Source organism: Mycolicibacterium gilvum (assembly GCF_900454025.1).
In the GTDB taxonomy this organism is placed as follows: Bacteria; Actinomycetota; Actinomycetes; order Mycobacteriales; family Mycobacteriaceae; genus Mycobacterium; species Mycobacterium gilvum.
Genome location: NZ_UGQM01000001.1, coordinates 374,685 through 388,419, shown reverse-complemented (window position 1 = coordinate 388,419; position 13,735 = coordinate 374,685). Strand labels below are relative to the sequence as shown.

12 protein-coding genes are annotated in these 13,735 nt (G+C 63.8%); 4 read left to right on the top strand and 8 right to left on the bottom strand.

The window, feature by feature from the left end:
• The first annotated feature begins 15 nt into the window (after nucleotides 1-15).
• Nucleotides 16-384, top strand: coding sequence for a SpoIIAA family protein (locus DYE23_RS01755; RefSeq protein ID WP_115326329.1), 369 nt, complete (start codon nucleotides 16-18; stop codon nucleotides 382-384).
• Between the two features lie 7 nt (nucleotides 385-391).
• Nucleotides 392-1,357, top strand: a complete 966-nt coding sequence (locus DYE23_RS01750; RefSeq protein ID WP_115326328.1) for an alpha/beta fold hydrolase — start codon at nucleotides 392-394, stop codon at nucleotides 1,355-1,357.
• Nucleotides 1,358-1,507: 150 nt separating this feature from the next.
• Here the strand turns inward: DYE23_RS01750 and DYE23_RS01745 are convergent, their stop codons facing one another.
• Nucleotides 1,508-2,926 (bottom strand): pyridoxal phosphate-dependent decarboxylase family protein, encoded by a 1,419-nt coding sequence (locus DYE23_RS01745; protein WP_115326327.1) that lies wholly within the window; start codon nucleotides 2,924-2,926, stop codon nucleotides 1,508-1,510.
• Nucleotides 2,927-3,030: 104 nt separating this feature from the next.
• Here DYE23_RS01745 and DYE23_RS30710 point away from each other — a divergent pair, with 104 nt between their 5' ends.
• A complete protein-coding gene (locus DYE23_RS30710; protein ID WP_172527688.1) occupies nucleotides 3,031-3,270 on the top strand; it encodes a hypothetical protein in 240 nt (79 codons plus the stop codon).
• A gap of 1,110 nt (nucleotides 3,271-4,380) precedes the next feature.
• Here the strand turns inward: DYE23_RS30710 and DYE23_RS01740 are convergent.
• Nucleotides 4,381-4,878 carry a CAP domain-containing protein gene (locus DYE23_RS01740; RefSeq protein ID WP_083152583.1) on the bottom strand — a complete coding sequence of 166 codons (498 nt, stop codon included), beginning with the start codon at nucleotides 4,876-4,878 and terminating at the stop codon, nucleotides 4,381-4,383.
• 404 nt (nucleotides 4,879-5,282) lie between these two features.
• On the opposite strand from DYE23_RS01740, the gene DYE23_RS01735 reads away from it, so the two are divergent.
• Nucleotides 5,283-6,518: an IS256 family transposase gene (locus tag DYE23_RS01735; RefSeq protein ID WP_115326326.1), complete on the top strand. Its 1,236-nt coding sequence runs from the start codon at nucleotides 5,283-5,285 to the stop codon at nucleotides 6,516-6,518.
• 317 nt (nucleotides 6,519-6,835) lie between these two features.
• Here DYE23_RS01735 and DYE23_RS01730 read toward each other — a convergent pair whose 3' ends face one another.
• From DYE23_RS01730 to DYE23_RS01705, 6 genes are all read right to left on the bottom strand, one after another.
• On the bottom strand, nucleotides 6,836-7,294 hold the full coding sequence (locus DYE23_RS01730) for an Rv1363c family protein (RefSeq protein WP_083152580.1): 459 nt from the start codon (nucleotides 7,292-7,294) through the stop codon (nucleotides 6,836-6,838).
• Nucleotides 7,295-7,448: 154 nt separating this feature from the next.
• A complete protein-coding gene (locus DYE23_RS01725) occupies nucleotides 7,449-8,903 on the bottom strand; it encodes an MCE family protein (protein ID WP_083152577.1) in 1,455 nt (484 codons plus the stop codon).
• Between the two features lies 1 nt (nucleotide 8,904).
• Nucleotides 8,905-9,996: an MCE family protein gene (locus tag DYE23_RS01720; RefSeq protein ID WP_115326325.1), complete on the bottom strand. Its 1,092-nt coding sequence runs from the start codon at nucleotides 9,994-9,996 to the stop codon at nucleotides 8,905-8,907.
• 44 nt (nucleotides 9,997-10,040) lie between these two features.
• Nucleotides 10,041-11,354, bottom strand: a complete 1,314-nt coding sequence (locus DYE23_RS01715) for a virulence factor Mce family protein (protein WP_115326324.1) — start codon at nucleotides 11,352-11,354, stop codon at nucleotides 10,041-10,043.
• Nucleotides 11,351-12,691 (bottom strand): MCE family protein, encoded by a 1,341-nt coding sequence (locus DYE23_RS01710; protein WP_083152571.1) that lies wholly within the window; start codon nucleotides 12,689-12,691, stop codon nucleotides 11,351-11,353. Before DYE23_RS01710 ends, DYE23_RS01715 begins: the two co-directional genes overlap by 4 nt.
• The gene (locus DYE23_RS01705) at nucleotides 12,688-13,713 is read right to left on the bottom strand and encodes an MCE family protein (protein ID WP_083152568.1); all 1,026 of its coding nucleotides are present in this window, start codon (nucleotides 13,711-13,713) and stop codon (nucleotides 12,688-12,690) included. Before DYE23_RS01705 ends, DYE23_RS01710 begins: the two co-directional genes overlap by 4 nt.
• Between the last annotated feature and the right edge of the window lie 22 nt (nucleotides 13,714-13,735).

Genomic DNA, 13,735 nt, shown 5'->3' with positions numbered 1-13,735 from the left:
GGAAAGGAGTCTCCGATGATCGAGACGCTGCCCGACATGCCCGAGGGTGTGTCCGGGTTCAGGGTTTCCGGACGGGCCAGCGGTGAGGACCTGCGCAACTTCAGGCCCACCATGGAGAAGATGCTGAAGGCAGGCGAAGTGCGCATCGTCGAGGTCATCGCGCCCAACTACGAGGGCTTCGGCCCCGGCGGGCTGACAGAGGACCTCAAAATGGGCTTCGGGACGTTGATCCATCACCACTCTGCCTTCAAACGCGTCGCCGTGGTCACCGACAAGGAATGGGTGATCCACACGATGCACGCGCTGGCGTGGATGGTCCCCGGCGAAGTCGCCTTGTTCGGCCTCGACGAACTGGAGCAGGCCAAGAGGTGGGCCGCGGAGTAAGCCAACCATGATCCCGGGCGTGCGCGAGCGCATGATCTCCACCAACGGTGTGCAGTTGCGCACGCTGGAGGCGGGCACTCCTGGTGGTCCGTTGGTCGTGCTGGCCCACGGCTTTCCGGAGCTCGCCTTCTCGTGGCGCCACCAGATCGGTGTGCTCGCCGCCGCCGGGTACCACGTGCTGGCCCCCGACCAACGTGGCTACGGCGGATCCTCCCGACCCGCCGAGGTCGACGCGTACGCGATCGACCAACTGACTGCCGATCTCATCGGCCTGCTCGATGACGCCGGCGTCGAGAAGGCGGCGTTCGTCGGCCATGACTGGGGATCGATCGTCACCTGGACGCTCCCGCTGTTGTATCCGCAGCGCGTGGCTGCAGTAGCCGGCCTCAGCGGCCCGCCGGTACCCCGACCGCGCAGGCCGCCCACCGACATCTGGCGCGACGCCGCAGGCGCGAACTTCTCCTACCTTCTCTACTTCCAACAGCCCGGTGTCGCCGACGCGGAGCTGAGCCGGGACACCGCGACCACCGTGCGCCGCGTCCTCGCCGCACCCCACTTCGATCGCGACCAGCTCGCCACCATGCAACGCCCGGGGCCACACGGCTATGTCGACAGGCTCCCCGAACCCACTGAGCTGCCGCCATGGCTGCCACAGGACGAGCTCGACGTCTACGTAGGCGAATTCCTCCGCACCGGATTCACCGGTGCGCTGAACTGGTATCGCAACTTCGACCGCAATTGGGAGCTGACTTCTCGCCCACCGACCTCCACCATTACGGCCCCCGCCTTGTTCATCGCAGGCGCCGACGATCCTGTGCTGACGTTCACCCGCACCGACCGCAGCCGCGAGGTGGTCACCGGCCCCTACCGGGAGATCATCGTCCCCGGCGCCGGACACTGCATTCAGCAAGAGCGACCCGACATCGTCAACGCAGCACTGCTTGACCTGCTGTCGACCTCGACCGCGTCCTGACGTGTGGGTTGCCAAACTGCGTGACATCCGCCGGTCGTGTGGCCTGCCGCTTCTCTTGCCTTGCCAAAGAGATGGCGGAGGAGTATTGCCATCCACATGGCGGATCTGGCCACGTCAGCCATACGGCGCGGCTAAGCCTCAGCCTTGGCCCTACTCCTGCTGAGCCTTACGCGCCGCCGCCAGCGATTGCCGCAGCGCTTCAGCGAGACGGTCGACGTCGTCGTCTGCAGTCGCCCAGTTGGAGAAGGACACGCGTATCGCCGCTCGACCGTGCCATTCGGTTCCCGCGACCCACGCCTCTCCGCTGCGTCGCACGTGTTCAGCTACATGCCAGGTGCGCTCGTCGCTGTCGTCGGCACGGATCAGGACCTGGTTGAGCACCACGTCGTTGCATACAGAAAAGCCGTCGGAGGCTTGCATCGTCTCGGCCAGGCGGCGGGCATGCTCGCAGCAGCGTTCGATCAGTTGTCGCAACCCCTGCCTGCCTAGCGACGCGAATGCTGCGTAGACGGGTACCGCGCGTGCACGCCGGGACATCTCGGGCACCAGGACGCCGGGTTCGCGCTCGGCACTTGTGGGCAGATAGCTGGTGTTGGCGCCTAGTGCGGAGCGGGCAGCTTGGGGATCGGCGACTATGGCCAGGCCGCAGTCGTAGGGGACGTTGAGCCACTTGTGTGCGTCGGTCGACCAGGAATCGGCCAGCTCGACACCTCGGACGTGTGCCGACAGTCGCGGCGATGCGCTAGCCCATAGTCCGAATGCGCCGTCGACGTGAATCCAGCCGCCGTGCTCGTGGGTCGCCGCGACGATCTCTGACATCGGGTCGCATGCTCCGGAGTTCACGTTGCCGACTTGTGCGCACACGATGGCGGGGTCGGAGTCGGCGGCGAGCGCGTCGGCGAGCGCGTCGGCTCTCATCGCTCCTTGTGCGTCGACTGCTACGCGCTCGACGCGGCGCGATCCAAGACCGATCATCTGCAACGCCTGCAGTACGGAGGGATGGACCTCGTCGCCCACGAGTACGCGAACACGGGGCGCCTGGGCGAGCCCATCGGCCTCGACGTCCCAGCCTTGCCGCGCCAAGAGAACGTGCCGTGCGGAAAGCAACCCGACGACGTTTCCCGCCGTGGCTCCGGTGACGAACCCGACGGCCGCGCGCGGGGGCAGCCCGAGAGCGTCGAGAACCCACTGCTCGGTGACGGCATCGATCGCAGCGCCGGCCGGCGACGACATCCGGCTGTACGCGGTCTGGTCCCAGGTCGAAACCAGCCAGTCGGCAGCCAGCGCCGCGGGTAGCGTTCCTCCGACGACGAGGCCGAAGTAGCGAGGGCCGGCGCACGCAATGGTTGCCGGACCGAGAGTGGCGGCCAACCGCTCGACTACCGCGACCGCATTCGTACCTTGGTCGGGCAGCGGGCCGCTCAGTGCGTCGACGACCTGGTCATAGCTCGTCTTCGCGTCGACCGGCCGGTGTGGCAGACCCTGGAGGTATTCGGTCGCCAGTTCCAACGCCCTTGGCAGAGCCGCGTACACGTCGTCGGTTCCAACCGGGGCAGAATGCTGATCCATTGAAACCATCCTTGTTCTCGAGTTCGTGTCGTGCACAGGGGTGCCGTGATCCACACCCAGGGTGTCGGGCACGACCGCCGGGGTCGCACACCGCTGCCGCGTCAATGGATTTCGTCGACAGCGGGGTCAGCCGCAACCCGGTGATGCAGCGGCTGTACCAGTCCATCGCCACCGTCAGCTCGGCGTTCACCCACGTCAACGTTTTGGGAATTGCCAACTGCCGCCATCGCGAATGGCAACCTACAGCAGCTGTAGGTTGCCAAATTGCGTGTCATTTGTCCGCGCGTCGACCAGGTACAACCGTGGCATTGCCATTGAAATGCCGGCCGGGCTTTGCCATCTAAATGTCGAATCCTAGAACCGAACGGTTGTCCCAGAAATCGCACGGTGTCACCGCTGACATCTCGCGCGGAGTCGTTCCTGCAAGCTGCTAGTCGTCGATCGCGTTCGCGGAAAACCTTGTCCTGGAGGGGATTGCCGCGTCGATCGCTAGCGTCGGTGACGCCTATGCGATCGTTTCGCGAATAGTCACAAGACGGCCGAATATGGGCCCAGGCCTACACAGACCGCGCTCTGGGGGCCGCCCGCGGTCCGGGCGAGCTCCACGCCGCAGCCCTTGCCGCTCGAGATGTACGTGGCCCCCGGAACGTACGGGGTGAAGTACACCTGCGCGGTAGACTCAGCGGGGCGGCTCGCACATTGACCGGCGCCGGAGCTTCCTTCTGCGTTGATGCAGACGACTTGCCGGGTGGGAACAATGGACCCGGTGCATGGGTATGGAGTAACGGTTGCGGTCACCATGTTGGCGCCCGAAACCTCAACCAGCTGGGGCAGGGACAACGTGTAGGCGCACGAAGGTTTGTCTGCCGGGCTCGGCGAGGGCCTTGCCGTCACTATTGTGTCCGCGGGGCCGAAAACGGTCGATGCAAACCCCAACGTCGCCAGCGCCACCGCGTGGAGCAGCAAGTGCCGACTTCGTTGTGCTGACATTGCTTGAGCGCACACATATCCGTTGTGGCTACGTCGGCGGTGATAAGTGCGGGGCCAGACCCTCGCCGGAGACGCTGTCGGACCACGTCCGTATCGCTCGCCCGACAACGCCGCGCCGCCTAGCTCTTCGGGCACGAATGTCGGGTGTAGACGCTTCGATGACGTCCGCCTCCGACAATTGATAGCCGTCACCACACGCGGCAAGATCCAGTCGGTCATTCGTGAGTAGTCCAGTACTGCGCCAGTGAAATCTGGAGCATACGAACTGGTGTCGGGCTCAGTTCGGGTGCTGAGTGATTCCAGGGTGGCGTCTGGTTTTCCGCACGGGCGCCGACGCCATCCATCGTGTCGCGGTTTTGCTCTGCGCGGGTGACCCTCGCGCACGTACCGCAGACGATCGCCTGGCGACCGCTAGCTTGCCTCTTCGCAGTTTTTCGGGTCATCGCGGTACCTCCATTACTCGTTTACTTGATTGGGGCGTTGCCGGGTTGGCCGTAGACCGCGACCACCACGCTGCGGTCAAGGCTGTTCTCAGACCACACTCCGATGGCCGTGTTGGCGCAGTCCTGCATGATCGCGCGCGCGTGGGCGTCGTGCCACCACTGGTTGAGGATCTCGATTCCGTTTATGGACAGGGCGGGGTTGATCGCCACCGTTTGGGCCACTTTGCCTTGGAAGCCGGCCGCGTTGGCTCGGTCCTGCGGCGTGGACCCGTCCGAACCGATGTCGCCGTCGACGAAACGGTTGTCGCGCACGTCGAACGTGTGCCGTCGCGCAGCTTCGATGAGACGTTCGTCCAACCGGGGTTCTGTAGTACAGCCGTTCTGGTGTTGAGCGGTGTAAATGTTGGCGAAGACGCCGTTGTTGAGCCGCTTGTTGTCAGCGGAGGCAGCAGGCGAGGTCACTAACAGCGTGGTGGCGGTAACCAGCATCACCGCTGGCGTGACGGCGTAGCGTTGCATTGCGGCCTTTACCCTCATCGGGCGATCTCCTCGGCGGTCCGTTCTTCCCGTGGTTGCACTTCGACATCAGCAATGCTCGGCCCTTGCAATGTGACCCGACCGTAGAGGCGGTGTCGCTCGCTTTCGCCTCGATCATGGTGGGTGGACACGGCTAACATGATGTAGCGGGCAGCCGTGATCAGGCGAACTTTGTTCTGACCGTGAATGCGTCTCTGCGCGCCGCGATATCAGTGTTCCAGGCGTCATGGGTGGCGTGGACCGCTTGGGTTGGGGTTGCGTCCAGCAGAGTGGTGTATGAGTCGGACCTGATTAGCGGTACCGGCGTGTCGTAGCCGACTGATTGAGGGTCATCGCGTGATTCTTCGAGGGACCCGTCAAAGTCACTCGAGCAAAGGAACCACGCGATGACCGTTGCCCAGAATATCGACCTGCCCACCGTGCTGGCCGAACGACTCACCACCACACATCCCGACGTGCTGCGCGAGCTGCTCGCCACGTTCATCCACACCCTGATGGGTGCCGAAGCCGACGCCCTGTGCGGCGCCAGCTACGGCGAACGCAGCACCGAGCGGACCAACTCCCGCAACGGCTACCGGCACCGCCAATTCGACACCCGCGCAGGCACATTAGATCTCGCGATCCCGAAGCTGCGCCAGGGCTCCTACTTCCCGGACTGGCTGCTGGAACGCCGCAAACGCGCCGAGCGGGCCCTGACCACCGTGGTCGCCACCTGCTACCTACTCGGTGTCTCGACGCGGCGGATGGACAAGCTCGTCGAAACCCTCGGCATCACCAGCCTGTCGAAGTCGCAGGTGTCGGTGATGGCCAAAGAGCTCGACGCCGCCGTCGAGGCCTTCCGCACCCGACCGCTCGATGCCGGCCCGTATACGTTCGTCGCTGCCGACGCCCTGGTGCTCAAGGTCCGCGAGGGCGGCCGGGTCGTCAACGTGCACGCGCTGATCGCGGTCGGGGTCAACGCCGAGGGCTACCGCGAAATCCTCGGCATCGATGTCACCACCGCCGAGGACGGCGCCGGCTGGCTAACGTTCTGGCGGGCTCTGACCGCCCGCGGCCTGTCGGGGGTCAAACTGGTCACCAGCGACGCCCATGCCGGGCTTGTCGCCGCGATCGGCGCCACGCTGCCCGGTGCGACGTGGCAGCGCTGCAGAACCCACTACACGACCAACCTGATGGCGGTGACCCCGAAGTCGTCGTGGCCCTGGGTGCGCACCCTGCTGCACTCTGTGTTCGACCAGCCTGATGCTGAATCCGTTGCTGCACAATATGACCGGATCATCGACGCCCTGGACGACAAGCTACCTACGGTCGCCGATCACCTCGAAGCGGCACGGCCGGATCTGCTGGCGTTCACGGCGTTTCCCAAACAGATCTGGCGCCAGATCTGGTCCAACAATCCCCAGGAACGGCTCAACAAGGAAATCCGCCGGCGCACCGACGTCGTCGGTATCTTCCCCGACCGCAACGCCCTCATCCGCCTCGTCGGAGCCGTCCTGGCCGAACAACACGACGAATGGGCCGAATCCCGGCGCTACCTCGGCCTCGACGTCCTGAGCAAATCACGCACAGTCAACGACACCCCGACCGAACAGGAGGCCACCCCGGCGACACTGACCGCCTGAACCATCACCTCGAAGAATCACACGACGACGTCGTACACCACGTCCCTGGACTTGACCTGGGTTGGTTCAGCCTCGCGGTAGTCGTGCTCCCATACTCTTCGCTGACACATGTGGTGGGAAGTTCGACGGCTTCGGTCAAGTCGGCCAATGTCGAGGCACCGTTTGCCCGCGGCATGTTCGGATCCGTCGGGGTTGCTGGGTTGACGGCGTCGGCGTTTCTCCACATCGCTACGTCCGGTCGAATAGTCGACTGGTGCTCGGGCCTCATAAGCAATTGCCGGCAGCGCCGACTCGAATATGCGACCGTAGACCGGGCATCACGGGACGAACTCGACGTTCGATGCTTTGGTACCGACACCGTCATCTTGTAGATGGATCCGCATGCGCCAGGACCGCGGCGGCCCACCGGGTGTACCTGGGGTCACCGTCTTCACCGTCAGCGCTACCGGGACCCGCGCCACATTTCCTTGCTGGGACTCCAGTCCCGCTTCTGTCACCGCGCCCTCAGATTTCGACTGCGCTTGCCGAACTAATTCGACGAATGCCTGAGACCGCTGCTGGAAGTCGTCATGGAATGTGCCGGTCGGGTCAAGAATACGTCGCACATTGGTGTCCGCGTTTCTCGCGTCAATGGTCGACAAGTTCAATGCCACTTGACGACCCACCTGCAGGAACAGATTGCGCTGGTCCTCCGCGCGACTCGACTCGAAGGCCCGGTAGCCTGACCAGGCCGCGAGACCGATCAGCAACACAACAACAAGCAGTGCACCGACCATGGCCGATCGGATCCCGAGCGCGTGCCGGGGGCCGGCGCGGCATCGGAGTCCGGTGACCTGTCGGGATCCGCCGTGGGTGTATGCCGCCGGGATCCATCCGAGGTTGCCTCTTCTCCGCGGCTTCCGTGCTGCGGTTCGCCGGCGGTGATTGGGTCTATTTCTCTGTCGGGGGAATCAACATCGATTGCCATGTCTGCTCCTCGGGGGCTGATCGTGCGAGGTCGGCTTGGGTGTAGACGTGTCCGTCGGGTCCGATGTAGGCGCCGGTCGCTGGGTCGTAGCTGGCGGTCGCGAGGGGCGGCGGCGGGGGCGCTGGCAGCTCCGGCGGGGGGGCTGGCGGCAGTTGGGGGACCGCCTGTCCCGACAGAGTGGCGTTCGGATCGCCTTTCCAGTTGGTGCCGTCGTTGAGGGGTACGTATTGTTCGTCGCTCTCGCACATTTTGGCGGTGGGGGCGCGTTTGCCGGGCGTCGCTAGACATGGATAATTCCGCGCGCCGCGTACGGCAGTGAACGGTGAGTCCTGCGGGATGCGGCAGTACATGTCGCCGGGCCCGAGGTCCGGTGCGTCCTCGAATGTGGGCGTGCGTTGCTGCTGGGCAGGTAGGAACCCGGTGTTGCACGGTGGTGGGATATTGATGTTGAGGTTGAAGTCCAAGAACAGACCCCGGTATGCCTGCTTGGTATTCATGTTCGGCACAGACATACCCTGGAATTCGGCGGTTCCCGCGGGCAGCAATACCAGCAGTTGTTCAATGGCGGGCTGGTAGACGATCGCAACGGTGTTCACACTCACCAGGTTGGCCAGCAACACCGGCAGGGTCGGTTGAAGTCGGTCGACGAGTTGTCTGGCCTCGTCTGCCGCTGCGGGACCCTTCTCCAAGAGTGCGGCCACTGACTCGTCGTTGTCTTGGAGTTGGCTGGTGATGGTCGCGAGGTTTGTGGCCCACGCGTCGATCGCGTCAGAATTTTGGCTTTGCGAGTCCAGCACGGATTGGGACTGATCGATTAGCGCGGTCAGCGGTTCCAGATTGATGCGGGCGTCGATCGCCAGCTGGGTGGAGCCCTTGACAAATCGAGATATCTCGGGACCCAATCCTGCTATGGCCGTGTAGCTTTCGTCGATCACGGTGGTGAGGTTTTCCCGCGGGATCGCCTGCAGGCCCCGGTTGGTGGCGTCGAGCAGCGTGTTGATGTCTGGTGGTACCTGGCTGTTGCTTACTGGTATGACGTCGCCGTCCTTCAGCGGTGGTGCGTCGGCACTGCGCGGGACGAGTGCGACGTACTGTTCGCCGACTGCCGAAACGCTGTGCACTTCGGCTTGGAGGTCGGAGGGTATCGGCACGTCGGAGCGTAGTGACAGCACGGCCTCAACACCGGTGTCGGTGAGATGGATACCTTCGACGCGGCCGACCTTGGTGCCGCGGTAGGTGACGTTGCCGGACTTGTACAGACCGGCGGCCTGTGGAAGTTGCACCGTCACCTGGTACTGGCCGATACCGAACCAGGTGACCGGCGCCTTGAAGTAGCCAAAGAGCATCACGGCGCCAGCAACCAGGGCGACGGTGGAGAAGATGGCCAACTGGATGACGGTGTGTCGGTTCAGGCGCATGCTATGGCCCCTGATTGTGTTGGTAGGGAACGACGAGCGGATTGCCGGAGGTGTAGGGGCTGGGAAGCTGTCCAATCGTTCGACCCCATTGCAGTTCCAGTTCGGTGAGGTCGCCCTCCCAGCGGGTGCCGGTGAAGAAAGAAGAGTCGATTCGGCTCAAAGTGAGGTCAATGATGGCGGTGAGGTTGGCGTAGTCACCGCGAACCCAGTTCGTCAGCGTCTCCTTCGGCCACGGGAAGGTGCCCAGGAAGCTCAGTGAGCGGGTCAGGTCCGGCCCGGCGTTGGCCAGTGACTCAAAGACGGGCCCGAGAGCACGGAGCTCCTTGACCAGATTGTCCTTCGTCTGGTTGACGGTGTCCGCGGTCAAGGCGCTGAATTTGCCGAAGGTGTCCAGGGCATCAGCCAGATTGTTGCGCTGTTCCCTAAGAACCGAGAGCGCGTCGGGAATGGTGCGTAACGCCTTGTCCAAGGCGGGCTTCTGGTCGGCGATCTGGCCGACCAGATGGTTGAGGCTCTCGGTGGCGGCGATGATGTCGCCCGTTTGATCGTTGAGCTTCGTGATGAATTGGTCGAGTTGGGTGATCAGGCTCTTGAGATCCTTCTCGCGCCCGGCGAATGCTGTACTGAAGGCCGCGGTGATGTCCTGAAGTTGGCCCAGGCCGCCGCCGTTGAGCAGCAGCGACATCGCCGACAGGGTCTGCTCGGTCGCGGGATAGGCGCCGCCTCTCGACAACGGGATCAACGAACCGTTGTGAAGTTTGCCTTGCGGTGCGATATCGGTGGGCGGTGCCAACTCGATGTGTAGTGAGCCCAACAGGCTGGTCTGACCGACTTTGGCGGTGGCGTTCGAGGGCAAATCCACGTCACCGTTGAGCTTCATCGTGACCAGCGCATGCCAGTCCTGACGCTCGATCTTGGTGACGTTGCCGACTGTCGCGTCACCGACACGCACACGTGCATTGGGTTCCATATAAGCGACGTTGGGCAGTTGCGCCGTCACCACGTAGGCGCCCGGGCCACCGCCCTCGGTACCGGGCAGTGGCAGCGAGTTCAGGCCCTGCCACTGACACGCCGACAACGCGGCGAGCACCATGATAGACAGCGCGCCACGGCCCAGGTATCGCAGACGGTTACGGCTCACGACCCACCCCCGGGCACCATCATGCCGGGCAATCCTGCCGATGGATCAGTGGGCGCAGGCGCTTCCGCGGGTAATGGCGCTTCGGCCGGGGGCTGCGGCCCCGGGGGCCCGCCGGATGGCACGGCCGCCATCGGCGGGACGTAGTCCGGACGCAGCCAGTCTTCACTGTAGGTGAGCTCGTTGGGTCGTGCGGCCGCGCCGACGAAGAGGTTCTCACCCAGTGGCGGAAAGTTGAACTGACGGTTCTTGACGATGGGCGCCAAATATTGCACGCAGAGTTTGGCCGCCTGCTCACTGTTGAGGCGCGACGCCGCTTGGATCGCCCCACACAGGAAGGTGATCGGATTGGCGAAGTTGTTGAGCGCCAACGCGCCTGTCAGCGCGGCCTGCGACGGTTGGTAGATATTGAGAAAGTTCTGAAACGCGTTCGGCGCGATGTGCAACGTCTGCTTGATGTCGTCGAGACTGTCGATGACCGCCGCAGAGATCGAGGACAACTTGTCCGTCGTGGTGCCCAAGGCGTCGCGGTTGTCGGCCACGAAGCTCTGTACGTCGTTGGCCGCGGTACTGAGATCGGCTACGGCTTGCCCGATTTGATCGGGGTTGTCAGCCAGCAATGCGGTCACCGCGGCCAAGTTCCGGTTCAGCTGCCCGAGCACGGTCGTACTGTCCTGCAGAGCGGATACCAGGACCGAGAGGTTCTTGATGGTGCCGAAGATGTCCTGGCTGTGATCGCCGAAGATGGAGAACGCCTGCGACATCTTGATCAGCGCATCCCTGATGTTGACGCCTTGGCCGCGCACGTTGTCCGCCGCGGTGTTGATGAACGCACCCAAGGTGCTGACCCCGCCCGGCTGGGTTGGCTGCAGCATGTCGGTGAGCGTCTGCAACTGCGTGCGCAGATCATCCCATTCCACCGGAACAGCGGTACGCTCCTGCGGGATGACGGCGCCGGAGTCCATCACGGGTCCGCTGGTGTATGCCGGCGTGAGCTGGATAGCCCGCGATGTGATGAGCTGCGGCGACACAATCGCGGCTGTCACGCCGGCGGGGACTTTGTATTTGTTGTCGACCCAGAATGAGATCTTGACGCGTTGCGCCTGAGGTTCGATCGTGTCGATCTCCCCGACCGGGACGCCGAGGATGCGCACCTCGTCCCCGGCGTACAGACCGTTGCTGTTGTCAAAGTAGCCGACCATGAGGGTCTTGCCTATCGAGGTGCGCATCTGCACTGCCACAACAACTCCCGCGACGAGGCACATCGTGAGCACGATCGCCAAGGCGATTCTGCTGATTCGCGTGTTGGTCATTGTCCTGCCTCGGCTGGCGTGGTGGGGCCGGGTGCAGGTGCGCTGGGCGAGGGTGTCTGTCCGGGTGCCGGTTCATTTACTGGTGCCGGCGTGGGCACCGGTGTGACTGCAAGTTCGGGGGGCACCAAGGCCGGCGGCCCGGGCGGTGGACCGCCCGGTGGTGGAGGTGGGAGAGGTTCGCGGTAGGGATAGCGGGGGTCGCCGGGCTTTCCGGTGATCGCGTCGGGAAGCGTGAGATGCGGTTCGCCGCCTTGACCGGTGCGCGGGAAGGGCACCGGCAGTGCCGGGGTGCCCGGCTGACCGACCTGCGGGTCGGTGCGCTCGGAGGGCAATAACACGCTGGGATCGAGCCCGAGATCGGAGAACGCGGCATCTACGAAGGGCTGCACGAACTGACCGGGAAGCAGATTGGCGACGTAGGCCTTGAAGAACGGGCCCGAAGCCACCGATTCGCCCAGCGACAGCGCGTACTGATTCAGGTATTTGATCGACTGCTGCACTTGACCTTTGCGGTTGTCGACGATCGTCAACACGCCGTTGAGCTTATCCAGCGCGGGCCGCAACTGAGCGCGGTTGTCGGCGATGAAACCCGACAGTTGCTGAGCGAACGTCGAAAGGTTCTGTGAAATCTGATCCAATGCACTGCTCTGTGTCTGCAACTGTGCGAGCAGGGCGTTGGTGTTGGCGACGAGGCTCACCACTTGGTCGCTGCGCTCGGCTAGCACGGTGGTGGCCTTCGCGGCGTTCGCCAACAGGTTTCGCAGCTGCGCGTCTCGCTCGTTGAGCGTCTCGGAGAATCGTGCCACGCCGTCCACGGCTACCCTCACGTCGGGGGCGGTGTGCGCGAACGTCTGCGCGAGGGTGTCGAGCGCGTCGGACACCTGTGTGGTGTTCAGTTCGCTGATGGTTCCCGAGAGGTCGCCGAGCGCGTCTGGCAACTGGTAGGGCGCGGTGGTGCGCTCGATGGGGATGGTTTGCGATAGTTCACCGTCGCCGCGGGGTGCGATCTCGAGGAATTTGGCACCCAGGAGGCTCTTCGTCTTGATCGCGGCTTCGGTTCGATCGCCCAGGCGCACGCCGTCGTCGAGGTCGAATTCGATGAGCACCCGTGCTCCATCGAGCTCGACGCGCGACACCTTCCCTTTCCGTAGGCCCATGACTTGAACCGGCGCGCCGGCTTGAAGCCCGCCCGCCTCGGCAAAGTACGCAGAGTAGCTCTGCGTCGAATTGATGAACGGGAGTTTCTGGTATTGCAGGGCCAGCACCACGATTCCGCTGATCAGGGCAAACCCGATCGCGCCGAGGATCATCGGGTTGCGTTCGGAGAAGGTCTTCATTTCGGAGTGCACCGTCCGCTCGCTTGTTCGGCCAACTTGATGTAAACCGGTTGTCCGCCTTTGCCATTGACCTTCAACAGCAGATCGCACAGGTAGAAGGTGAAATAGTCGCCGTAGATGCCCAATCGGCTCAGCGCTTTATAGGTGTCGGGCAGTGTGTTGAGCAGATTGTCGAAGTAGCCGTGGTCGGCGACGACGTTCCCGGCCGTGCGGTCCATCTGATGCACGGTGTTCTGAAAAGGTGGTCGGGCTTGCTGCAGGAGGTCGGCAACCGTTCCGGCCGCGGCGTTGGTGTAGGCCACCGCGTTGCTGATGTCGTCGCGACGGGCTGCGAGGCCGGCCACCAACTCCGACAGTGAATCGACTGCCTTCTCGAACTGGCTACTCTGGTCTCCCAGAGAGCCAAGCACGGAGTGGAGATTATCGATCACCTGCTGTACCAAGGTGTCTCGATCGGCGAGGGTATTTGTCACCATGGCGGCCTGGCTGAGAAATGAGCTGATCGTGGCACCTTCACCCTGGAAGGCCTGTATCAGCTGAGCCGACAGCGCATTCACCTGCGCGGGATTCAGGGCGCGAAACAACGGCCGGAACCCGCCTAGCAGGGTATCCAGATCCAGCGCTGGTTCGGTCCGGTCCACAGGAATGGCCTGGCCGGCATTGAGGCGCCCGACCCCGCCGACGCCCTCCTCCAAGGCGAGGTAGCGGCCGCCGATCGGGTCAGCCCACCGAATGGAAGCCCTAGTGCCTTGGGTGAGCACCACCGTGTCGTCGGCGGAGAACTCCACCAGCGCGACCGGGCCTTCTATGGAGATCGTCTTGACCTTGCCGACCTCCACCCCCGCGATCCTCACTAGGTTGTTGGGCTCTAGACCCGTCACATTGGTGAACTCGGCGCGGTAGGTCGTTTCGGGGCGAAACCGCAACTGCGAGAAGATCGCCATCACGGCGAACGCGCCCATCAGGCACACCACTGTGAAGATCGCGAACCGCCACACGGCCGGTCTGAGTTTGTCTTTCACGAATGCATTCCTCGATTGCTCG